The 23,631-nt window shown below is 43.3% G+C and carries 22 protein-coding genes; 11 read left to right on the forward strand and 11 right to left on the reverse strand.

Going from position 1 to position 23,631, the window contains the following annotated elements:
* Positions 1–58: 58 nt before the first annotated feature.
* The gene (locus AC0J2X_RS01670; protein WP_377949023.1) at positions 59–1,735 is read right to left on the reverse strand and encodes an acyl-CoA dehydrogenase family protein; all 1,677 of its coding nucleotides are present in this window, start codon (positions 1,733–1,735) and stop codon (positions 59–61) included.
* Between the two features lie 249 nt (positions 1,736–1,984).
* Between AC0J2X_RS01670 and AC0J2X_RS01675 the strand changes: the two genes are divergently transcribed.
* The 4 genes from AC0J2X_RS01675 to AC0J2X_RS01690 all read left to right on the forward strand — a co-directional run bounded on the left by AC0J2X_RS01675 (position 1,985) and on the right by AC0J2X_RS01690 (position 6,889).
* The gene (locus tag AC0J2X_RS01675; RefSeq protein WP_039228509.1) at positions 1,985–2,785 is read left to right on the forward strand and encodes a PaaX family transcriptional regulator; all 801 of its coding nucleotides are present in this window, start codon (positions 1,985–1,987) and stop codon (positions 2,783–2,785) included.
* Positions 2,786–2,970: 185 nt separating this feature from the next.
* Positions 2,971–4,083, forward strand: coding sequence for a hypothetical protein (locus AC0J2X_RS01680; protein ID WP_239300728.1), 1,113 nt, complete (start codon positions 2,971–2,973; stop codon positions 4,081–4,083).
* Between the two features lie 184 nt (positions 4,084–4,267).
* Entirely contained in the window at positions 4,268–6,193 is a 1,926-nt protein-coding gene (locus tag AC0J2X_RS01685) for a GGDEF domain-containing protein (protein WP_472995706.1), read from the forward strand.
* A 228-nt stretch (positions 6,194–6,421) separates the two neighbouring features.
* A complete protein-coding gene (locus tag AC0J2X_RS01690; protein WP_014950289.1) occupies positions 6,422–6,889 on the forward strand; it encodes a hypothetical protein in 468 nt (155 codons plus the stop codon).
* 204 nt (positions 6,890–7,093) lie between these two features.
* On the opposite strand, the gene AC0J2X_RS01695 is transcribed toward AC0J2X_RS01690, so the two are convergent.
* Both AC0J2X_RS01695 and AC0J2X_RS01700 read right to left on the reverse strand, forming a co-directional pair.
* A complete protein-coding gene (locus AC0J2X_RS01695) occupies positions 7,094–8,437 on the reverse strand; it encodes a M24 family metallopeptidase (protein ID WP_472995707.1) in 1,344 nt (447 codons plus the stop codon).
* A gap of 160 nt (positions 8,438–8,597) precedes the next feature.
* Complete coding sequence (locus AC0J2X_RS01700) at positions 8,598–8,978, reverse strand: VOC family protein (protein ID WP_069944783.1); 381 nt, start codon at positions 8,976–8,978, stop codon at positions 8,598–8,600.
* Positions 8,979–9,083: 105 nt separating this feature from the next.
* On the opposite strand from AC0J2X_RS01700, the gene soxR reads away from it, so the two are divergent.
* Both soxR and rlmF read left to right on the forward strand, forming a co-directional pair.
* The gene (gene soxR / locus AC0J2X_RS01705; RefSeq protein WP_472995708.1) at positions 9,084–9,560 is read left to right on the forward strand and encodes a redox-sensitive transcriptional activator SoxR; all 477 of its coding nucleotides are present in this window, start codon (positions 9,084–9,086) and stop codon (positions 9,558–9,560) included.
* Positions 9,561–9,566: 6 nt separating this feature from the next.
* Positions 9,567–10,556: a 23S rRNA (adenine(1618)-N(6))-methyltransferase RlmF gene (gene rlmF / locus AC0J2X_RS01710; protein WP_472995709.1), complete on the forward strand. Its 990-nt coding sequence runs from the start codon at positions 9,567–9,569 to the stop codon at positions 10,554–10,556.
* A 118-nt stretch (positions 10,557–10,674) separates the two neighbouring features.
* Here the strand turns inward: rlmF and AC0J2X_RS01715 are convergent, their stop codons facing one another.
* The 5 genes from AC0J2X_RS01715 to AC0J2X_RS01735 all read right to left on the reverse strand — a co-directional run bounded on the left by AC0J2X_RS01715 (position 10,675) and on the right by AC0J2X_RS01735 (position 17,602).
* The gene (locus AC0J2X_RS01715; protein WP_342325307.1) at positions 10,675–11,397 is read right to left on the reverse strand and encodes a TorF family putative porin; all 723 of its coding nucleotides are present in this window, start codon (positions 11,395–11,397) and stop codon (positions 10,675–10,677) included.
* 138 nt (positions 11,398–11,535) lie between these two features.
* Complete coding sequence (locus tag AC0J2X_RS01720; RefSeq protein ID WP_014950283.1) at positions 11,536–12,753, reverse strand: choline transporter; 1,218 nt, start codon at positions 12,751–12,753, stop codon at positions 11,536–11,538.
* A 170-nt stretch (positions 12,754–12,923) separates the two neighbouring features.
* The gene (gene betA / locus AC0J2X_RS01725) at positions 12,924–14,576 is read right to left on the reverse strand and encodes a choline dehydrogenase (protein ID WP_239257952.1); all 1,653 of its coding nucleotides are present in this window, start codon (positions 14,574–14,576) and stop codon (positions 12,924–12,926) included.
* Between the two features lie 18 nt (positions 14,577–14,594).
* Entirely contained in the window at positions 14,595–16,061 is a 1,467-nt protein-coding gene (betB, locus tag AC0J2X_RS01730) for a betaine-aldehyde dehydrogenase (RefSeq protein ID WP_472995710.1), read from the reverse strand.
* A gap of 677 nt (positions 16,062–16,738) precedes the next feature.
* Complete coding sequence (locus AC0J2X_RS01735) at positions 16,739–17,602, reverse strand: META domain-containing protein (protein ID WP_014950280.1); 864 nt, start codon at positions 17,600–17,602, stop codon at positions 16,739–16,741.
* A gap of 187 nt (positions 17,603–17,789) precedes the next feature.
* Between AC0J2X_RS01735 and AC0J2X_RS01740 the strand changes: the two genes are divergently transcribed.
* Complete coding sequence (locus AC0J2X_RS01740) at positions 17,790–18,305, forward strand: Mpo1 family 2-hydroxy fatty acid dioxygenase (protein WP_014977121.1); 516 nt, start codon at positions 17,790–17,792, stop codon at positions 18,303–18,305.
* A 57-nt stretch (positions 18,306–18,362) separates the two neighbouring features.
* Here AC0J2X_RS01740 and AC0J2X_RS01745 read toward each other — a convergent pair whose 3' ends face one another.
* The 3 genes from AC0J2X_RS01745 to AC0J2X_RS01755 all read right to left on the reverse strand — a co-directional run bounded on the left by AC0J2X_RS01745 (position 18,363) and on the right by AC0J2X_RS01755 (position 19,534).
* Positions 18,363–19,019 (reverse strand): crotonase/enoyl-CoA hydratase family protein, encoded by a 657-nt coding sequence (locus tag AC0J2X_RS01745; protein ID WP_110288324.1) that lies wholly within the window; start codon positions 19,017–19,019, stop codon positions 18,363–18,365.
* Between the two features lie 106 nt (positions 19,020–19,125).
* Positions 19,126–19,332 carry a hypothetical protein gene (locus AC0J2X_RS01750; protein ID WP_014977119.1) on the reverse strand — a complete coding sequence of 69 codons (207 nt, stop codon included), beginning with the start codon at positions 19,330–19,332 and terminating at the stop codon, positions 19,126–19,128.
* A 1-nt stretch (position 19,333) separates the two neighbouring features.
* Positions 19,334–19,534, reverse strand: a complete 201-nt coding sequence (locus AC0J2X_RS01755; protein ID WP_283622308.1) for a hypothetical protein — start codon at positions 19,532–19,534, stop codon at positions 19,334–19,336.
* 363 nt (positions 19,535–19,897) lie between these two features.
* On the opposite strand from AC0J2X_RS01755, the gene AC0J2X_RS01760 reads away from it, so the two are divergent.
* From AC0J2X_RS01760 to AC0J2X_RS01775, 4 genes are all read left to right on the forward strand, one after another.
* The gene (locus AC0J2X_RS01760; RefSeq protein WP_423088440.1) at positions 19,898–21,931 is read left to right on the forward strand and encodes an aminotransferase class I/II-fold pyridoxal phosphate-dependent enzyme; all 2,034 of its coding nucleotides are present in this window, start codon (positions 19,898–19,900) and stop codon (positions 21,929–21,931) included.
* A gap of 146 nt (positions 21,932–22,077) precedes the next feature.
* The gene (locus AC0J2X_RS01765) at positions 22,078–22,359 is read left to right on the forward strand and encodes a hypothetical protein (protein ID WP_014950274.1); all 282 of its coding nucleotides are present in this window, start codon (positions 22,078–22,080) and stop codon (positions 22,357–22,359) included.
* Between the two features lie 4 nt (positions 22,360–22,363).
* A complete protein-coding gene (locus tag AC0J2X_RS01770; RefSeq protein WP_014950273.1) occupies positions 22,364–22,669 on the forward strand; it encodes a hypothetical protein in 306 nt (101 codons plus the stop codon).
* Positions 22,670–22,845: 176 nt separating this feature from the next.
* A complete protein-coding gene (locus AC0J2X_RS01775; protein WP_061486297.1) occupies positions 22,846–23,628 on the forward strand; it encodes a TrmH family RNA methyltransferase in 783 nt (260 codons plus the stop codon).
* Positions 23,629–23,631: the final 3 nt, after the last annotated feature.

Here is a 23,631-nt window from a genome sequence, read left to right on the forward strand (position 1 = left end):
ATAAGCGAAAGTTACTTATTTAATGCCATCTTTGCTGAAAGAAAGCGTACGATGTTGCTTAGTCATTAGATACCTGCCCAAACGCAATGATTTTCTCAAACGGTGTGGTGTCGGGTAATGTACCTAAGGCAAAACCACATGCATTGCCAAGCCTTGATTCACAGAAGGTGTGGGCAATGTCGATAAGGGCGTTGTCGTTATTAAGTGACGTAGCAAGAAGTGAACATGCTTGTAGCGCTAGCGCCATTTGTTCTGTTAAATATCGGCTGCGCGTTTCCATATTCTGCGTGTTTGATAGCTCGTTAAATAGCTTACTAAGATGAATATCATAGTGCTTGTTTTTGCCTGCTTGTGTTTTAAGCTCACTAAACAAAGCCTCTTTAACATTGGGCTCTTTGGCGAGTGCGCGCAGTACATCTAAACATTGTACGTTTCCACTTCCTTCCCAAATGGAGTTCAGAGGCGCTTGGCGATAGAATCGTGGCATGGGGTTTTCTTCAACGTAACCAATACCGCCTAAACACTCTTGAGCTTCGTTAACAAACATAGGCGTGCGTTTACAAACCCAGTATTTTCCAATTGCGGTGGCCAGCCTTGCCAGTGCAGCTTCATGATTATCGCTCGATGCACTATCAACCGCTTTGGCAACGCGCATAGTGAGTGCAGTAGCAGCTGCACATTCAATGGTGAGGTCTGCCAACACATTTTGCATTAAAGGCTGATTGACTAATGTCTTGCCGAATGCGTCGCGATGACTTACGTGGTGTAAGGCGTGAATCAGTGATTGTCGCATAAGTGCTGATGAGCCAATCATACAGTCTAACCGCGTAAGCGACACCATATCTATGATCACCGGCACACCACGGCCTTCTTCGCCAATCAAATATGCCGTGGCTTCCTGAAATTCAACTTCAGACGATGCATTGCTCCAGTCACCCAGCTTGTCTTTCAAACGCTGAATTCGCACGTTATTGAGTGCACCATTTTCCAACAACCTTGGTAGCAAAAAACAGCTTAGTCCGCCTTCGGCTTGCGCAAGTATAAGATGAGCGTCGCACATGGGGGCTGAGAAAAAGAATTTATGCCCTACGATATGGTAACTTCCATCAGCCTGTTTAACCGCTGTAGTGGTATTACGCCTAACATCCGACCCACCTTGTTTCTCAGTCATCCCCATACCAATAGTCAGTCCATGTTTCTGACTAGCTGGCAGGGAACGAGGATCATAAACACCATTAATGGTTTTCTCTAGGTATACGGGTGGCAGCTGTTTTCCATACCGCATGGCCGGAATAGCTGCGTGGGTCATAGTCAGCGGGCAAGACGTGCCAGACTCAGCCTGATAATGCATATACATTAGCGCTGCCCTGAAGGTGTGTGCGCCTTCAATGCCTTCATGCTTCCACGAATAGTTGTGTACATTGTGCTGCATCGCACTTTCCATAAGCGCGTGATAGCTGGGATGAAACTCAACATCGTCAATGCGGCGGCCATAGCGATCGAATGTGTGGAGAGTTGGCTTATTCTTATTTGCAAGCTCTCCGTGAGCCATAAGTGCATCCCCCGCGATTTGACCATACTGGCCTAATAACCCTTCGTCATGCTGGTGGGATGATGGCAAATGCTGATCGACTAACACGCGCAGTAAGGTGTCATCACGCCACAAATTATAGGGCGTGGAAATGGTGGGTTGGTTTTCTACAACGTGCGTAACAAATCGATTTGATGAAGTCATGGCATTTCCACTTGGTGAATATACAAGGTGTACCCTTGAAATGGGCTTTTACTTTAAAGGGCTACGTTAAAGCACTATCTCCAAGTACTACCTTAAAACATTACATTAATAGTTGTAAATTGGTATTTAATGTAATGTTTGTGCGCGGCGCGTGTTTATATAATGATGAATGCGTATATGTTTGGCCTTAAGCCAACTTATATTTTAATTAAAATTACGTCCTATCTGAGACAAAGAAGTAAATAGAGTTTGCAATTAGAAAAACAGAAAAAGCCCAATGCAAGAAAGCTACTGCTAAAGCTATTGGGCTCCCGTGACAATATTCAAATGAATGCCAGCGCAGCTGTTCGCGTAGGGGCGCTGTTTGGTATTTCTGAAAATAACATTCGGGTAACGCTCACGCGTTTACAGTCTGCACAGCTTATTACCTTAGTTGAACGCGGTTTTTACAAGCTGGGCGACAAAGGCATTCGTTTTGCAAAGGAAATTCATCAGTGGCGAGAGGATGAGGATGGGCTTGTACCCTGGCAAAACGATTGGGTTGTCGCTCAAACCAGCACGCTTCCTAAAAGTGATAAAAAGCAGCTCAGAAATAATGAACGAGCGCTGAAGCTTTTGGGGATGAGAAAGCTGACAAACGACGTTTACCTCAGACCGAACAATTTCTCAGGCGGAGCAGGCGAAGTAAGAGACAAACTTTACACACTTGGTCTATCGAGAAAGGCGCTCGTGTTTAGTGCCAGCGACTTTGACACTAAATCACACAGCAGGGCGATGGGATTATGGAGCCACCTAAACCTAGAGGCACTTTATAAAGACGGATGCATCGAAATAGAGGAATCTCTTGCTCGATTAACGTCTTTACCCCTTGAAGAAGCAACCAAAGAATCTTATGTGATAGGAGACAGGGCGTTATACCATTTGGTGTTTGACCCCTTATTGCCATCGCCACTTGCAGATGTAGCAATGCGTGAGCGCTATCGTAATCTAGTAAAACGGTACGATGATGCCGGCGCACAAATTTGGCACCGCTTTTTAAATCAAAACTAAGCGAGATTAAAGGCAAACAGCTCAAAAAGAGGGTTACAGATACGTTACACACAGTTGAGCGTAAATTTCACATATAGATGTATTGTGTGAGAACAGTCAGAAAGATGAGACGGTAAGTAATTATTTGGCCGCATAGAACGCTAAGTGTAATTAGCTCTAATGGAAGTAGCGTAAATGGAGAGAAGATGACCGCATCAAGACCGTTATTTAAGCATATTCGCAATCATACAGCGCTTTTCAATGAGCTTTCTCAGTATCGAAACGCCGCTGTAGATACCTTAGGGTTTACGGGGTATGAATTTCATAAAACGCCAAAGTTCGTAACCGAAGATGGGAGTCGGCTTACCATCGAACCAGAGAGAAGCATTGTACTGCCTAAAGTTCATGCGTTGTCGGGTTTGAAGAATAAGCTGACACAGGCTATTCCCACGTTACATATGGTTGAGCATAGTGAAATAGGCTATCGCTACCCAACGGCAGCGTTGGCTGGGCTAGACGCGCCATTTATTAAACGTATGCGTTCTGAGTATTTTCACAAAGTGGATGAAGATAGAAGTATTTGCCGCCCTGTGAATTTGTCGTTCGGAATTAAAAGTCGCGGAAAAGCTGACAACCGACAAGAATACGAAGTGTGGATGCCAGACGAAGCGCCAGATCAAAATCCGCTTCCTCTGCTCATCAATGCCTATGGCGAAGACTTACCCGATGATGTAAGACACTTTGTTGAACAACCCTCGAGAGTACACGGTTGGATGGGGGTTAAGCGGGCAGCATTTGAAGCGCTTTACACAAACAAGCAACATTGTGGTGATTTGATCATTTGCGTCGCCATGAGTGTAGACGCCTACAACATTGGCGCTAAACCTGATCTAGCTTATTCTCCTGAAGCAGAAAGCTCTATTGCTGTAAGCAACGCAGAGTTTGAGTGGGAAATAGAGGGGTACTATGCTCCGCGAGGCTGGGCGTTTGACCACGATGAAGTGTGGGCAGCAATAAATCACACGTTAGAAGCTATCAATGCGCCGCTCGATGATTTATACGGCAACGAAATCATTCCTATTGCCGAAAGTAAAACGGAGCGAATTTTGTCAACATTGCAATCACTGGGCGTTAAGCAGGAAGAAGTAGACGAACTCAATCTTCAGCCTTGGGAGTTCATGCTAACCGAAAGTGAGCATAGGGTTAAAGCGCACGATCCCAGCCGTTCGGTTAATTTATTAGGTAGACTAAATCGACTCTTTTACCAACCAGAGCAGCAGTTGCCTTCACTAAATTGGATGCATGACTTAATTGTTTAAGTTGACGAATTAGAGTAATATAAGGGTTTGCTGATGCTTCGAGCCTAGAGGCTAGTTAAAAGTTTGCTAGGATGAAAATGTTGGTTCTTTTTCGACGTTTTTGCTGAAGTATAGGTAAGCGTTTGCTCCTTAAAGAAGTTTTAGTGCTATACATTAAGTTATAACTAAAATAGGGGAGCACGTCTTGAAGCATTCTCAGTCCTTATATTCCCTTCAAATGAAGTCAACTCAAATGCGCCTCAAACATTATCTATTGATCACCTGTCTTTTCAGTCTACAGGCGTTAGCTAATATCAATGATTTTTCTGAATTGAATGCTGATAGGACTTATGCCGATAGCGCTGAAAAATTATTGGAGCGGTTAGCCAATAAATTAGATGCATCTTCTCAAGATAAACTCCATAAACTCGGTGCATTGAGTTCGCCGCTTCAATCAAAGTTCGAGTTGAGTAAATTGTTGATGTATTACTATATATCTTACGACGAATATTCACTCGCACTAGAGCAAGTAAAGGCAATTGAACAAAACGCTCTGAATACGAAGTCTAAAAGCCAACTCGCTTTTGCGAAGCTATCCGAAATCGCTATTCTCAGCCGTTTGGACAGGGTCAAAGGGAAGCGCGCTGGAAGTGATGATTTAAAAAGGTACTATTCCGGTCTCTCTTCACAGGTAAAAGACGCACTCAAGTTCAACTATATTGTTTTTGTCGCGCTATCTGAAAGGAGTAGTCGAGAGGCCATGCTTCTTGGCACGGAAGTAAACTATTTATCTGAAAATAACTCTGGAGTGGGGGATTTGATGATGGGTTTACACGCTGCCTATGTAGTAGAAAACGTTCCCTCTATCAAAATTGAGCTTTTAAATCGATATATAGACTTCTGTGAAGCTCATGATATACCCGTTAAATACTTCATTCATTTTTACAACGTTATTAGCTACTTTCTAAAGCAAATAGGTGACCCCAATATTGTAGGCACTTACACCGATCGATATTTGGCCTACGCGACCGCATCTGAGGATCAAAACGAGATTTACTTTGCCTCACTAAAGAAAGTTGAACAATTATTTTTATTAGGCAAAAACAAAGAAGCTCTCGTACTGTTGGAGCAGGCTGAAAATGGCCACAATTCAGTACCCGAGCGCTGGAAGTTACAAGGTAAGTTTTTGAAAGTTGAGTTACTCGCCTCCCTTGGTCAACTAGAGCGAGCAAATCAATTGTCAGAGTATTTAAGTAACGTACTTAATTCTAATGGCTTAGACGAGCCTTCAGAATTCAAAATTGCCAACACACTGCTTTCATCGTCACAAGGTAACGTTGCGAGTGCATTAAAGCAGATTCAAGCCGAGTTTAGGCGATTCCGCTTTGACGTAACAATGGACCGTTTGAATTACTTGGAAGAGCTAACGAATGCGAAAGAGCAGGAGCGTAAGGCACTATTTGATTCAAGAGACAAAGCACGTCAGCTAGAACAAACTAATCAACTCCTTGTTTTCTGTATCGTTTCCATTTCATTGATGGCGATATTTTTAGTCAAAATGATTGTAAGCAAGAGAAAAGCCTACGAAAAGCTTGAAATCGCAAACAAAACAGACTTATTAACGGGAATGCTCAACCGTCGATTCTTGCAAATGAAACTGGAGCAAACTTTCTCCATGTTGAGTAAGAGTCGTAGAAGCGAAGAGGCAGTACTGCTTTTTATTGACATCGATATGTTCAAATCTATTAACGATAACTTCGGTCATACAGTGGGTGACAAAGTTATTTCTATGGTCTCTGGGCAAGTGATGGACTGTATTAGAGAGCGAGATTATGCAGGTCGTTACGGTGGTGAAGAATTTGCGGTAATACTTAATAACCTAAATGCCGCGCAAGCCATGGATATAGCAGAGAGGATCAGAGTTAAAGTTAGAGAGCTAGAGGACTGTACTTTGCTTGGACAAAGAAAAGTGTCAGTAAGTATAGGTGTATCAGCATTTGATGATCGATTTAAGTCTCTTAATGAATGGTTAAATGATGCTGACCAAGCTCTTTATGAGGCGAAACGCAGTGGAAGGGATCAAGTCGTTCGGTCTAACTTCAATGAACCATCTCAAATAGTGGAAGTTTAACCCTAGTAGACCTTTTGGAAATCTGTAACTAAAAAGACTTATATGTAAAATTTTATATAAAACATGTTGGTTTTTGTAAATAAATTTCAGTTTTGTCGTGATCTGTCTGTTTATTTTGCTATTTCTGTAATTAAATTACGAAAAATGCTTTATTTTTTGAAAGTATTGTTCATAATGTATTCATCACTCAGGTGATATCTAATTTAGTTACAAAATAGGAATTCAAAAATGAAACTGTCTACTTTCGCAATTGCTCTAACACTATCTGTTGCTGCCACTCAATCTTTCGCAAAAGATGTCGTACTAAAGCCAATTAACGACAACATCGAAACACAAGCATGTTTAACTGCTGCTGAAGATGGTTTTGGTCCTGCATTGCGTCTTATCCGTTCAAAAGGTTTTAACGCAGAAGAGTTCAGTGCATCTGTACGTTGCAACGGCGAATCACTTCGCACTTTTGCTTACATGTACAAAAACAACAAGGCGACTGAAAACGCGAAAACTGTAGCACTTGTTGCTAAAAACCAAGATGTTGCGTCACAGGCTTGTCTAGAAGCGCTTTCGGTAGGTAAAGAAGCGGCACTAGCGAAGTTTGGTTTGGAAGGTGAGAATATTATTTGTAACCACAAAACAATGTCTGATTTTGTTCGCGAATACAGTGCAGAGAACGTAGTTGTTCGCACTGCTGCTGAATAAGACTGCGTTTTAGGATAGCAACCTACTGCTAATATTTAGTACAGTTTCATGGCCTTTCGCTTGAAAGGGCGAAAGGCCTGACACTTTACGCTTCGCTTGATTTAATTCTACGTAAGTCTTCTCGCATCGGCCAACCTTTAGCCGCACCGTTCAGTTTTTTCATTTTGTATAGGCCTTAAAATAGGCGTAACGCTCCACCTATAGTTATTGGTTTTCATCTGAATGAATCAAATGAAACTCAGTTTGCCTGCCACCTAAATAGGTTACTGACTGACCGTCAAAAAATGCATCTTCTTCCAGCATAATTCTAATTTCTTTGTTCCACTCTTTAATAAAGCTTGCTGCATTGAGTTCTATCGAATAAGCCGTTTGTGCAAACACTGGATAGTCACCTTGAACTGGTACTCCTTCCTGTGCATCCCACATTCCTATCGTTGGACCTGCCGCGTGCCCATGAAAACCAAGCGGGTGGGTGTAAATAGCGGGTGTAATGCCTTGTTCGATAGCCTGCTGTCGCGACATACTCAAAATAGTGTTACCTGTTCTGCCTACTTTAAAATTACCGGTCAGAATGTCCTGCAACTGGTTTCCAGATTTAAGTGCTTCCTTAAGTGAAGCTGGCGCGTCTTTTTCACCAGGCTTTAACACGTAAGCATGCTGCTGTTGATCAGTATTAAGTCGAAGGTAAGTAATGCCGAAATCGACATGAATGAGATCGCCCGGCCGAATGATGTTTTCACCAGGACGCTTGCTAAACGCGGTAATTTGGTCGAAGACTTCACTGTCTTTACGTTGAATTGAGACAGTAGGATGAAACCAGTTGGTCAGCCCTAAAGCGCGCGTTTGATCACGCAGCCACCATACCACATCGTCTGTAGTTGTCACGTTAGGGGTTATAACTTCATTTGAAAATGCCGTTGCTATTAGTGAATGACCAATTTGAGTAAGTACCGGATAATACTGCATTTCAAGGTCACTGCGCGTTTCCAGCCAACCGATTGAGAGTCTTTCGCCACTTACAACGCGGCTTTTCAGCGCTTCAGGAAGTACGGCCATAAATTTATCGTGTTCGGTAGAGGTCATGCCATCAGCGAGCGCAAATGAATCAGACGTATTAATTGCAATTTTAGCGGGATTCCGGGCTTCGATAACGTGTTTCAATGCCTTCCACTGGTCGGGTTGTGCTTCCTTATCCCACGCTTTTTTAAATAGTGACCCTACCGCATATCTTGCAACAGCCAAACGTTCTAGCGGTTGACCATTGCCGGGGTTATAAATGACTAACATGGTATGACGTCGTGCGGAAATCCAAGTAGAAGGTAACATGGTTTTTAAAACGGGATCTTCGTTGTATTCCCGGGACATTAACACCCACATGTCGATGCCTTCACGCTCCATAATTTGGGGCAGCACAGAATTGAAGCGTTCAACGGTGATCTTATCAATCAGCTCGCTTCGCTGTTTCATACTAAGAATGTTATTCGCCCATGCGTTTGCCGATAGGGACAACATTACTAAACCTAAACTTATCGCTAGTAACTTTCTCATCCATGTTTCCTGTCTATTATTATTAAAATGATCACAGTGCGCGTTCATTTTTAGTAAACAAACTTAGCAAACAAAAATACAAAGTAAAACGCGCACGAGTGGGGTAACGTCAATCTAACACTAAATTTGAAAGTTCAGCTAGGCGTATCACTTAATAGCCCTAGTTATATGAAACGACTTCAATCTCTATGTTTTGCTGAGCCATGAAATAAAAGCGTCTACCTGGTTCATAATCGCCATGGCTAAAAGTATTGAAATTTAGTGCCAGAACCCGCTGCTCTGTTTCGTCTAAATTAGGCACAACAATACCGATATGGTTGATATTGGCGAGGGTTTTATAATCGCTTTCAATATCATTGATAGCTTTAGGTCTGTAAAGGGCTAGGTAGTCTTTATCGTTTCCTACGTGCACCGTGTAGCCGTCATTTTTGGCGCCGCCGCTCCACCGTACTTTCCAACCAAATAGCGTACAAAGTAAGCTGGCTAGCTCATCTGGGTTTTCAACGGTGATATTCGCGTGCTCTAAGTATGCAGTTGTCATGTGTTTTTCCTTGTGTAGATAATCAACGAAAAACAGCTTAATATCTAAAGCTAACTTTAGATCAAGCGTTTTTTACCGTTATTTCGAAATTGGAAAAGGGGCGTTATGGCACCAGAACCTATGGTAAGCATTGGCTTTATTGCTAAACGTACTGGCAATGCTGTTTCATTAATTCGCTATTATGCCAACGAAGGACTAATTCCTTCTGTGCGCACAAATGGCGGAAATAGAGCATTTCCTCGCTCAGTCATTCGCAGAGTTTCCTTTATTTTGATTGCGCAAAATATGGGGTATTCCCTTGCTGAGATAAAGAGTCTGTTGTTTACACTTCCAGACAACAGAACGCCAACACAAGCTGATTGGGCAAAATTAAGCACGGTGTTTAATCAGCATATCGAAGCAAAAATTGCAGCGCTGACCAGTTTGAAGACGTCGTTAGAAGGCTGTATTGGCTGTGGGTGTTTGTCATTAGACCGCTGTAGGCTTTACAATACCGACGATAAAGTGGCAGCCCAAGGTAGCGGTGCCCAGTTGCTCGATGAAAACGTGCAGTCTCAGTTTTTAGTTTCACACAAAAAGTAGCGCTTCATGCACCCAAAAAATCTTCACAAGAACGGCTATCCTATGGATACGCTGTGCCAGACATACCCAGCGCTCAAGTCTTTTCTCGTTCGTGCTAAAAGCGGCAATACCAGTATAGATTTCACCAGCCCAAAAGCGGTGAAGGTGCTTAATGCGGCCTTACTTCATCACTACTACCGCCTTGAATATTGGGATATTCCTGATGGCTACTTATGCCCCCCTGTACCTGGAAGAGCAGATTATATCCACGGTATTGCTGATTTATTAAAATCAACGAGCAGCAGTGCGCAGGGTGAGCAGAGTCAACTGGGGAAAGATCAAAACGTTCGTGGGCTTGATATAGGCGTGGGCGCAAATGCTATCTATCCTATTATCGGCGTTACATCCTACGACTGGTCGTTCGTAGGGAGTGATGTTGACGACGTCGCAGTAAAAAGTGCTAAAGCTATTGCTAGTAAAAATAGTGTGTTAGCCCATAAGTTCCAAGTGCGTAAACAATTGAATAGAGCAAGTATTTTCAACGGTGTGATTGAAGCAAATGAACGATTTACGTTTACTATGTGCAATCCTCCGTTTCATAAGTCTGCGCAAGAGGCACTGTCAGGCACGCGAAGGAAGACATCTAATTTAACCCGCAATAAACAGAAACAAAGTGGTACAAAGTTCACCGATAATCGTAAGCAAGGTTTTGGGCATCGTACATCCAAGCTACAAGGTAAAAATGCCGCTTACCAAGGTAAGGACGCAAACTTAAATTTTGCGGGCCAAGCGAATGAACTGTGGTGCGAAGGCGGTGAACTTGCCTTTATTCAGCGCATGGTTAAGGAGAGTGTCTCTGTAAAAGACAATGTAGAATGGTTCACCTGCTTGGTGTCGAAGAGTGCCCATTTGAAACCAATTAAAACCAGTATTGATTATTACGGTGCTGCGCAGTGTAAAGTGATTGATATGGGACAGGGAAGTAAATTGAGTCGTTTTGTTGCGTGGACTTTTTAACCGTCGTATCGCTAAGTTAAATTGACCGAGTACAGTTGAAGCAGCATAGTGCGAGCACGCATAGCATTTGCTAAGAAAAGTGGTTCTTGTTCTGAAGAACCACTTTCCAATTCAACGTTTAGAAGCTGAAGGTTTTTGATACACCAAACACAATGCGCTCATCGGCGGTATCAAAATCAAGATTTGTGTTTTCAGCAGCAATTTCGAAATCGAACCCTTCATAACTCGTTTGGTAAGCCAAACGGTAGTGGTAGAAAGAGGTGTCATCACCATTCCACAGCCACTTGTCACTGTCTAGTGAGTTAGATACGTCAAAGCTTGCACGTAAATGATGGTTGGGTGCGAGTTCAAAGGTATGAGCTACCATTGCGATAGCGTGTTTTGCGCCGGTTCCAAAGTAATCCCACGTGTACCAGAAGTTTAGTTCTGAGCTACCGTAGTCACTGGCATAACCAAACTTGGTATACACCTCTGGGTAATTGCCATCACTTGAATCATCGCCACCGTGATAAGAGTAATAAGCGATGCCGTAGTCCAAACTCACCGTTTCGGTTAGCATTTGGTAACGACCCACGTAAAAATCCCATTCAAGGTTTGTATCGCCACCAAAATCTACATTAGATGCCCACGTGCCTGCATAAGTGCCGTTATCAAATGCTTTATCAACACCGCCTTGTAGTGCAGGGTCGTTTTGCGTTTGGCTAACGCCGTTGAAGGTATAATCTGAAACCGCAGAGATATTGGCGCTCCAATCAGCGAATGAAGCTGAAGAATATAACGCTGCGACAATAGCCATTGTGAAAATATGCGTGGATGTAAAAAAAGAATTCAAATTTTTCATTGTTAAACACCTGTTTTTATCGTTGTTTTATTTGGCCCGCTTTCTAGTTAATGCGCTTTTACGCCGGTTTCGGGCAACACTTACCCCCATTGGCTCAAAGTGAGCCAATGTTAATGAGGTAAGAAGTGATTGATTTAATTAGTTGAGATTTTCTATCTTGGTAAAGTCGATTTTGTTTTCTTTCGGCGATGTTTTGATGGCCGTAACCGATTTAAACTTCTGACTTAGAATGAAAGCAAAGCAGCTAAAGAAGATAGCGATAACTAACGCACCCACCCACTGAATTTGCAAGAAGTCTAGTTTGAACAGCAGCGTGAGTAGCGAAAGCGCCACGATATTGAGAGCAATGTAATTGCCTTTACCGATGCGTTCAACGGTCATGTTTAGATTATCTGTGTAAAGTCTAATCAGTGAATCAAGTGAGTTGATCACAAAGACGACACCCACACACACCATGGCTAAATTGGTTATCCCCTCAGTAGGAATACCGGCACTGTGATAGTGGTACAGTACTGAAAACCAAGCCGCAATCGGAATAGATGGAATGACCATCATAGCCAACATGACTTGATAAGTTTTAAGACCGCCCACGAAACGAGACGTAAACTGACCAATCATGATGCTCCAGCTGAACCACCAGAATAGATAGAACTCGTGATACTCATTAATGGGTAATACGAAGTTATCGATGTTCGCAAAGTACCCACCAATAAGACCTAGGTTGGTAAAGTAAGCCGTTATCTCACTTTCACCAAATACAAATGCTGCCGCCCACATGCCAACAATGAGGGCGATGAATACCCATGTGGTTGTAAGGCTTAAAATACGCACGTATTTAATGCTAGTGCTCGAATATACGGCAAAAGCAATGGCTGCAAACACAATCAGGTAGAACGCAGGCACGACAGATTCTCCGTCGCCTATCGACGGTAAATACCACGGAAGGTTAGACAGTAATAGAAACGCCGTGAAAGCACAGGTTCCGATGATTACAACGTTGTTTACGAACTTAACAACGGGAAGCTCGAAGAACTTTACTTTCGGTTCGATTACGCAGAAATAAAAACAAGTAAGAAAGTAGAATCCCCAAATTAAGAATCCCCAGAACCCAAACTCAATGGCGAGCGGATTGGTGAAGGCATATTCAGGACTTGCGCTTATGTCAGCATAACCAGCAAATTCAGTGAGCGGGAACATAATAAGGCCCACGTCCAAACCTGAGGTAAAGAGAATGGCAATAAAGGTAAAGGTTCTAACTGGCGTTACGCCGACCACTTTCATGTTGCCCCATTTAAACAAAATATAGGCTACAGAAAGTAGAGTGAAAATAATGCCTGCACTAAGCCATACTGTCATTATCACCCTCCCAATATTGATAAAAATGAAACATGTTTTTTCCTTTTTTTCGTTATCAAACAGTCCACCCAACTACACATTAAAGCCTTATATTAAAGGCGGCATGTAGGCACTGTGGAAGGTGCGCTTGTTTTAACAACAAGCACACTGGTGCGAGATAGTTTAAAAATCTAGCGTTGCTCTGTTTGCCAATGCGGGTGAATATCCACGGGCACGTTTTGTGGTGGCAAAGCGGGTTTACCCAGAATGATGTCTGCCGCCTTTTCCGCCACCATGATGGTAGGCGCATTTAGGTTTCCGTTTGGAATTGTGGGGAAGATAGAAGAATCCACCACTCGCAATCCTTCAATGCCATGAACATTGGTTTGAGAATCTACCACTGCCATCTCATCTTCACCCATTTTGCAAGAGCATGATGGATGGTAAGCGCTCTCAACGGCTTCACGCACAAAAGCGTCTATTTCTTCATCCGTCTGAATGTGCTCGCCAGGCTGAATTTCGCCGTCTCTGAAGTCGTCGAATGCTGACTGTGCGATGATTTCTCGTGTAAGTCTTACGCATGCTCTAAACCCTTCGATATCATCTGGATGCTGCAAATAGTTAAACAAAATTTTAGGCGGAACCGTCGGGTTAGCCGACTGAAGGGTTACGCTACCTCTACTTTTAGGTTTGTTGTGACCTACGTGCACTTGAAAGCCATCGCCATCAAACGCGGACTTTCCGTCGTATCGAATAGCGGCAGGCAAGAAGTGGTACTGAATGTCAGGCCACTCCACATCTGCTTTCGAGCGGATGAAGGCGCAAGATTCAAAGTGATTCGTAGCGCCTAACCCAGAACGGTTTAACAACCAGCGAGCGCCGATCAACCCTTTTGAAATTAAGCCTAGTTTGCGGTTTAACGTTATTGGCTGTTTGCACTTGTACTGGAAATAAAATTCCAAATGATCTTGCAGGTTTTGACCCACACCCGGCAGGTGGTGCTTAACATCGACACCTGCTTTTTCAAGAATATCTTTGTCGCCAATTCCAGAAAGTTGCAGGATATGTGGTGAGCCAATAGAGCCGGCACTTAAAATCACTTCGTTAGAGGCGGCGGCAGTTTCGGTTTTACCGTTCACCACATATTCAACGCCTTTTGCGACTTTATCTTCCAGCACGACTTTAGTAACCAGCGCGCCAGTCACTATAGTTAAATTCTTACGCGATTTTACCGGGTCAAGATATTCACGGCTTGCTGAACTGCGTACACCATCTTTAACGGTCATATGCATAGGGCCGAAGCCTTCTTGCTGCTTGCCATTGTAATCGCTAGTGATGTCGTAGCCCGCCTGTTCGCCGGCTTTAATGAAGGCCGTATAAAGCGGGTTCTTCATTTCGTTACCGTTGTTAACGCCGAGTTCACCATTGCCACCTCGGTACGCGTCGTTACCTTTGTACCAGGTTTCAGCTTTTTGGAAATAGGGGAGGCACGCCTGATAATTCCAGCCCTCTGCGCCGTGAGCTTCCCATTCGTCAAAGTCTTTAGCGTGGCCGCGTACATACACCATACCGTTAATGGATGACGAGCCGCCCAACACTTTACCGCGTGGGCAGTGCATTTCACGGTTGTTTAAATAGGGCTCTTTTTCAGTGTTGAATTGCCACGCATACTTGTCGGTATTCATAGGAATAGACAGCGCCGTTGGCATCTTGATGAAAATGCTTTTATCTGAGCCACCGGTTTCCAGTAGCAACACCTTGTGCTTTGGGTTTTCCGATAAGCGGTTCGCTAGTACGCAGCCGGCAGAACCAGCTCCAACAATAATGTAATCAAATGTCTGCATATGTACTCCTACTGCGGCTTAAAACGGGCTCTCAATTTGGCTCATACCTACATAAACCGATTTGGTCTGTGTGTAGCTATTAAGCGTTTCAACGCCGTTTTCACGTCCAATGCCAGACTGTTTGTAGCCGCCTACAGGCATTTCAGCCGGAGAGTTACCATATGCATTTATCCAGCAAATACCGGCTTGAAGCTGGTGGATAACGCGGTGCGCGCGCTGGATATCCTTACTAAATACACCGGCGGCTAAACCTAGCTCGGTGTCATTCGCGCGAGCGATCACTTCGTCTTCATCATCGAACACCAACACGCTCATCACTGGTCCGAAGATCTCTTCTTTAACGATAGTCATATCGTCAGTGCAGTCAGTGAAAATTGTTGGCTCAACAAAATAGCCATTTGGCGCAGATGCCGGAGAGGCAGCGTTCCCGCCGGTTAATAGCGTTGCGCCTTCTTCTTTTCCTTTGGCAATATAGCCAAGTACCAGCTCTTGGTGCTTTTTAGAAATAAGTGCGCCCAGGTTTACGTTGGGGTCAAGTGGATCGCCCATAACAATGTTGTTTTCGGTACGGGCTTTAAGCTCATCAATAAAGGCTTGATAAACAGAACGTTGAACGTAAACACGGGTGCAGTTAGTGCAGATTTCACCTTGGGTATAAAAATTACCAAGCATAGCGGCGCTGATAGCTTGGCTAATGTCGGCATCTTCGAATACCACAAGCGGTGACTTACCGCCAAGCTCCATTGTCACGTCTTTTAAGTTCGACGCAGCGGCGCTTTGCATCACTTTTTTACCTGTGCCTACTTCACCAGTAAACGATACTTTCTCAATGTCAGGGCTGTTTGTAAGCCACTGGCCTACTTGTGCTGCGCCTTGAACCACATTAAATACGCCGTCAGGTACGCCAGCGTCGGTGAAAATTTCAGCCAGTTTAAGCGCACCCATCGGGGTTTCTTCTGACGGCTTAAATATAAACGCATTACCTGCGGCAAGGGCGGGGCCTGATTTCCAGCAAGCGATTTGAATAGGGTAGTTCCATGCGCCAATACCGGCACAGATACCTAGCGCTTCTTTGCGCGTGTAGAAGAAATCGCCACCCACAGGTTGCTGGGTACCTAGTTGAGTAGGAGCTAGGCCGGCATAGTACTCAATGACATCAGCGCCAGTTTCAATATCAACACAGTCGGCTTCTTGAATAGGCTTACCGGTATCGAGTACTTCAAGTTTAGCGAGTTCGTCATTACGCTCTCGAAGCAATGCAACCGCTTTATTAAGAATGCGGGTTCTTTCAATTGGCATCATTGCTGACCACACTGAAAAACCTTCTTTAGCGCTTTTAATTGCTTCTTGTTGAATAAACTCATCAGCCACTTCTACGTGGTAAATTACCTCACCGGTTGCGGGGTTGGTTACAGCAAAGGTTTCTTTGCTTTTGTTTGCCATCGGCTTGCCGTGAATGAAATTCTGATAAGTCGGTAATGACATGCATAAACTCCTACTTTTAAAAGGACTAAAACTTTCGCCAATTTGCGGGCACTGCGAATTAACTTCTATTACAAATACCTAATACGTAGAAATAGTTTCAAAATGATGAATAGTGTTGAAACTATTTTCTCTATTGAGTTGCTAACTTGCACGAATAGAACACTTTCGCTTTGTAAAAGTCACCCTGTAAAAACATCATTACCTACTGCGCCCATGACGCATTATTGAAGGTTTTAGGACGTAATGTCGCACGTCTTTTTACTGATGTTTTTATTTTAATTGGTCGTTCAATAAAAATAAATTGTATAGTGTTCTAACTATTGTTTCAACTTGTGAGCATTGTTACAGAAGCGGAATGGCTAGGAGTAACCTGCGAAGCTTGCTGGTAAGTGAATGATTTTAAATGGTAAAAGTGTAAACATTAAATATATAAAGAATTAGCTATCCCCATGCTTAATTCCTTTTTGATTGACCAATTAAAGGTGCGAAAATGTTTAACTGAAACTAATTGAGTTGGAGGTAAGGGTTAACCTTGCGGGGCTAAAAGCAATTGCTCTTCGCAATTTGATACTGTTGAAAAGAGAAGTTAAAAGGGCAGCTTAGGCCCTTTCATCATGTGAGGTAAATATTAAGGTAGAGACTAAGCCTAAAACAGACAAGTAAGCGTCGATTTCGCTTTAGGTGCTTAAACTACAATGGTAATAACCTGAGTTGATCGATAGGGTAGCAACATCACCTTTATTCCAAAACACTACGTTCTTGTTGTTGGTGTATTTTGCCCCCGATGCTGAACGTGATAACTGCACAATGTGATGGGTGTTGTTTAATGATAAAGCCAATGTGTCAGGCCCCAGCGTATTTACACGTAAAGTAGCGAGATTGGCATTAGGCGTTTCACATTTGTACGTTTTGGTCGACTCTTGTTCATTTGAGCCAACTACATCTTGTTTTTGCGATGACGCCAGGTCAGACAATTTCGTATCTACATTACTTTTTGTCGCACTTGCCGATTTGTTTGTCGTCGATTGAGAAATCTGTGCAGCAATCGCTCTAATCGTTTCATTATCACTACTGTCGTAAAGCACCAACCAAGTATTTTCCACTATCGAATAACTTGCCGATGCGGCCAACATTTCGATGAAGCGTTGCTCTTGTTTCATCAGTGCAGGCGCACATGCCTTTTTAGTGAGAATGAGCTTATCAGTGGAAAAGGATTCAGCTGAGCTTTTATTACTAAATACCGTATCGGCTTCATCAACATCTAGCGCTCCGGTAAACTGATTACAACCTGTACTGCCGCTTACTCTGCTAGTGTCTCCGTTTGAATTTACGTTAAGCGTAACATGGCTGAAATCGATAATTCCTGCTCGGTCTATACTTTCAACCTGCCAATGACTGTCTGCTAACGTAAGTGGTTTGCCTTCGGTACGCTTTTCACTACCTTCACTTTCATTTGAATAGAGAGAGGAGACCGAGCTGCACGCTGTTAAAGAAAGAAGCGCAGAACCTGTCAAAGCCCAAAGGTACTTCCTGTAAGTCATGAAAACTCCAATTGTTTTTAATCAATTTCACTATGATTCGCGATAGCCAACTAAGTTCATCTTTAATCGTTGAGCTCAAATAGCACGAAGGGCACCACTATACCTCCACTTTGTCGTCAAAACGACAGTTCGTAAGCGAAAGAACGGAGTAAACTAACACCTTGATATAACTTATGGGTGACGCAGTATGAAAAATTTAGAACAGCACTTGAGTGAGTACGCCAAGTACCACAGAGATCAAAGAAACATATACACCCATTACGTCGGTATTCCGCTAATTGTTTTCTCGGTTTTCTGTCTACTAAGTAAGCCTGCGTTTCTAGTTAGCGCGCCAATTTTCGGGGAAATGATCATAAGCCCAGCGCTCTTTGTTTGGGCAATTGGTAATGCGTTCTACATTAAGTTAGATATAAAACTTGGCATAGTTATGACGCTTATCACGGGGGCTATGGTCTATTTCGCTCAACCCATCGCACAGAATGAAGTGGGAACATGGCTTGCTATCTCACTTGGCATTTTTATTGGTGGTTGGGTGCTTCAGTTTATTGGTCATCACTATGAAGGTAAAAAGCCTGCGTTTGTCGACGACATAATGGGGCTGGCAATAGGACCACTATTTGTGCTTGCAGAATTAAGCTTTGAGCTAGGCCTTAGAAGCGCACTTAAAGAAGAGATAGAACGCCGTTCTGGACCCATAAAGTAACTGCTTTAGATAGCGCGTTGAAACAACCAGTCTCAACGCGCTGTCATAACATAATCGCTAAGCTTTCATCTTCTCTATCGTTTCTTTACGCAATTGTATTTTAGACTCAGCAAAAGACTGTCTAGGCAACATCTTCAACTTTTCTGCATAACCCATGGCCGTTGCTAAAACCTGCTCTTGAGGCACCGCAGCGTCGATAAAGCCCGCTTTCACTGCTTCTTTACCTTGGTAAATACGTGAAAAAAGCAATGCTTCAGTTTGAGACGTATTCGCTAGTCTGGCTTTGGCTAGCTCCATACCAAAAGGCGGCAGCACCATACCAATGGCGGTTTCATTAAGCCCATATTTAGTATCTGCGTCTTTACCAATACGCAAGTCGGCAGCTAAAAGCATAATAGCGCCCATTGCAATGCTGTGACCTTCAGCAGCAACGACAACAGGTAGTGGGAAGCTATAAAGACGTACGATTAACTCCGCGCCTTTTGATACCAACTCGTGTTGTTTTGCTTTGTCGTCGGCTTTCATTACTGATAAATCAAACCCTCCGCAAAACTTGCCTTCACCGCCGTGTAATACAACCGCTTTTGCGTTTTGCTCTGCTTCATCTAAGGCATCGTTAAACTGCTGAATAAGATCAAAGCCTACGGCGTTAACTTTTCCGTCGTCAAAGGTGATTACTGCAATATCGTTATTAATAGCTAAATTAAACGCCATGGTATGTCCTGTCACTTTCTGGGGAGGAATTAATTTACGTTACGCTCTGTTAAGCGCAACTTTCTAGCAGTGATTGTAGGTAATTGATTTCTTTTATGATAGTGCTTTAGGCTTCATCTTCGGGATATGTGCTATGAATATCGGTGATAATTCGCGGAAGTTCTGCAATAAGCTTCTTTTTATATCGGCGTTGTCTGCGACGCGCTTTCGCGTTATTAGCCCGCCACTGCGCACGTTTGTCTTTCACAATTCGCTCTAGGTCTTGGCCATCCTCTATCAAAATTGCGTCGTTAATGGTTGTTCGTTTTGTCATACTAAAACTCCAGTTTTAGCTGCTTATTGCGCCATTTTTTCGAGCATTGGTTGAGTACGTGAAGCGAGACACTCTCAGTGGCTATCTGTCTGGCAAGGTTTAATGCTGCGCTGGCTTGCTCGTCGGTCAGGTTTTTATAGGCCGGCGAGGGAATGACCTCATACCACGCACAGCCGACAATATTGTCTAAAATCACCCGCATAAAGCAGTGGTCATGATGTATTGGCCAGGCGTTTTTCTTTGCAGATGCAATAGAAGGGAGCACATTTTTCGCGTAGTGTAGAAATTCTCGTAGGTTCTTCGTGTGCTCCGTTGATTTTGAGAGATAAGCGTGTGGGAATTGGTTCTGAAGGGAAGGTGTGTGCATGCGTGATTTAGCCCTCGTCCAATTCGTTTACGCACTTTTATTACGACATAGCAAGAGTTTACACGACACCAGTGAAATTCAGAGTTACACTATTTTTAGTTTTACTGTTTTTGTTTATAGATTCTTAGTTTATTGATTCTTAGTTTTATGAGTTTTAGCCTAGCGCTAAATGCTCATTATTAATTACATGGTTGGTTAATGCGCCCTCATTTAAAAATTCTTGTTATAGAAGATGCTGTTGATTTATTGGAACAAATCACCTCGAGTATAGGCAACACCATCACTTACTTTGACCGAAGTGACGTTGAAATAAGCCTGCTTGAAGCGAACTCTGTTGCAAAGGCACTACAATTTGTTCGTGAAGACGGTGACATTCAGGCTGTGGTATTTAGCTGGGATGTGGTGGCGAAGGTTAAAGAGCTGACAGACGTTGTGCCTTTAAATGGCGTACTTAATGAAAATACAAGCCCCGCAGCCGAAAGCGCTAGTTCACAAAACGCGAACGAGAAAGCCACAAGCGAAAAGTCGTCTGCACGCAACGCTGTTATTGATAATAACGCCAGAGTTATAGACGCCATTAAACGCATTCGCCCTGAACTCCCCGTATATGTCTTAGGCGATGCAGTAAAAGGGTTGGATATTGTAAACCAAGCCAATGGCATTGAATCGTTCTTCTATCGTAACGACATTATTTCAGACCCAGAGTCTATTTTGGGTTATATCATCAATGACTTTGATGATAGAAACGAAACGCCGTTTTGGACTGAATACAAAGACTATGTGGTAGAGTCTAATGACTCGTGGCATACGCCAGGTCACAGCGGTGGCGCAAGCTTTAGAAATTCACCCTATATCAGTGATTTTTATCGCTTCTTTGGTCGTAACGTGTTTGTTAGTGACTTATCGGTAAGCGTAGACTCGCTGGGCTCACTATCAGATGGCACTCACGCTATCGGGAAAGCGCAAGCCGCTGTCGCGAATACATTTGAAGTTCGCCATTCCTATTTCGTCACGAACGGCTCTTCGACATCAAACAAAATCATTTTGCAGACGCTGTTGCGCGAAGGCGACAAAGTAATTGCCGACAGAAACTGCCACAAGTCAGTGCACTACGGCATTATTCAGGCGCGAGCCATGCCGGTGTATTTAGACAGTGTATTTAACCCTGAATACGGTATTTTCTCACCGCCTAGAATGGCGCAAATTAAGCAGCTTATTGAAGAAAATACTGACGCTAAACTTATCGTTTTGACGGGCTGTACCTACGACGGGTTATTGACTGACCTTAAGCAAGTCGTAAATTTAGCCCACGAGCATGGCATTAAAGTGTTCATTGACGAAGCATGGTTTGCGTATTCCTTGTTCCACCCTGCATTGCGTGACTACTCTGCTATCGCCGCTGGGGCAGACTATATTACTCACTCTGCGCACAAAGTGGTGTCGGCGTTCTCGCAAGCTTCCTTTATTCATGTAAACGATCCAGATTTCGATAAAGACTTCTTTAAAGAAGTGTTTGCAATTCACACCAGTACCTCGCCCAAGTATCAACTGATTGCCTCGCTTGATGTATGTCGTCAGCAGCTGGAAATGGAAGGCTACAAAATCCTTAATGAGCTATTGAGCAATGTTGCCGAACTCAAATCGCAAATGGCCAAGTTTAAGCGACTTAAAATACTTTCGCCTAGTGACTTTGCGAATATGTTTTCTCACTTTGAAAGTGACAACATTGGGCATGATCCGCTTAAAATCTTAATTGACGTATCGGCGCTTGATTATTCAAACCAAGAAATACATCGTTTCTTAATGGACGAAGTTGGTTTAGAAATCGAGAAGTTTACTCATAGCACTATTCTAGTACTGCTTACGCTAGGTGGAATGCGCTCTAAAATTGTAAGGCTATACAACGCGTTAAAACGTCTTGATGATGGCGCCGTTAACCTAAGCAAGCGCAAGAGCAAGAGTCCGTTACCGGCAGACATTCCGCCAATTCATTTAGACGACCTTCCGTCAAAAGCGTTTTTCAGCCCTAGGGAAGCCATTCCATGGCAAAACAGCGTTGGACGCACTGCAGCAGGTTTAATTACACCGTATCCGCCTGGTATTCCGCTTATTGTTCCTGGACAGAAAGTGGAACAAGCGCATATTGATTACCTTCAGGCACTGGCAAGCCAGAAGCTTACCGTCCAAGGTATTTACGACGGTGAAATTTATGTTGTTGCTGACCAACAGTAGGAAAAAAAGCGAACCAAACCAGTTTGGACGGTGCGTTAGCTCTTAAGTGTTTTAAAACCCGTCCATCGAACAGTTTCTATTTGTTATTTCATTTTTTACCCTGTTTTTGGCTTCGAATGGAAGCCTAATAAAACAAGGAAATGTAAATGAAAGAGTTAAATACAAGTGAAATTGAAATGGTGTCCGGCGGCTTTGATGGTTGGGAGCAGCTAGGCGTTGGCATTGCTATGATTGGTTTGGGTATTGCCATTGTTGGCACAGCAGGGTTAGCAACTGTGCCCATTGCTCTTGCGGGCGCTGCAACGCTTGGTGAAATCGGAGTTGGTGTCGTTGGTATTGGTTTAGCAGGCGCAGGTGGATTTGCCGCTGGCACGTCATTAGCGTCAACGAGTGATGATACTCAAGAAGCAACAACATTAGACGAGTAATTCAATGTTTAAAGTACAAATTCTTGGTGGCGATATCACCTCAGTTGCATCGTTAAGAGTATTGCGTACATTATGGCCGCTTTCACTAAAAGCGGTAGAAGAGTTGGCTACAGCGTTGAAAAAGCAAAACGAGTTTGTGCTGGTGGAAGGTGTGACGGAAATATTTGCAACAGAACTTGCTCACGAGTTTAAAAGTGCAAATGTTGTATGTCAGATTTTACCAAGTGAAAAAGAAGAGGCCTGCTTATGTATTCCAATTGGTGAGCCACGCAAACGTTGGAACGCTTTAGGTGTCTTGGTATCTCGGTAATTAAAAAGGCGTTTACAAGTATATTTGAAACGCCTTTTTGATACTCCCCTTTATCCTGTATTTCTCCACTACAATCTTTTTCTCTCATTATTTGTTTCACTATTAAGCGTTGCCGCTTTGCGTTTTGGGTTTCATACCTTACACTTGCGCCGAAAGTTATAAAAAGGGCAGTGCAAATGAAACTAAGTGACGTGAAAAAGCTTCATCAAAAGAAATTTAGAACGCAGTTCGGATTCTATTTGGTGGAAGGAGAGCACTTAGTTTTAGAGTTAATTAATGTTGCTCAGCATGACAGCAGTACATTAGGTGATATAACCCTTTATGTGACAGCTGATTATGAGGCGTGGCTGAAAGAAAAACTTGATTCTTCAGTCTCTAATATGAAGGTAGAAACGGTATCGTCTCAACAAATGCAGCAACTCAGCGATACTAAGTCACCTCAAGGTATTATTGCTCGCGTTCCACTTCCTAACTCCGCGTTATATTCAGAGCGGTCACAAACCAGCATTTCAGCAAACAAATCCAGTGCCGAAAAGTACATTTATTTGTATGAAGTTCAAGACCCTGGCAACTTAGGCACCATACTAAGAACGCTAGCGTGGTTTGGGGATTTTACATTATTACTAAGCCCAAATAGCGTAGATCCATACAACTCGAAAGTTGTACGCTCAAGTATGGGGGCTATTTTCCATGTAAACATGGAATTAAACGTGGCGCTTGAAAGCCTAGGCGAGCGGTTCGAACGTTTCGCTTTCTTGGATATGAATGGTAGTAATATCACCTCTAACACCTTTGGTGATTATCAGTGTTATCTGTTTGGTAACGAAGCCCGTGGCGTGCCTGTTGAGGCACTATCAAAGCTAAACGCAACGGCGTATACCATTGCGGGAAGCGGTAAGATTGACTCGTTAAACTTAGCCAGCGCTGTGAATATCTGCGCTTATGAATTAACCCGTTAAGCA

It is taken from the genome of Alteromonas sp. R7, from assembly GCF_055755235.1.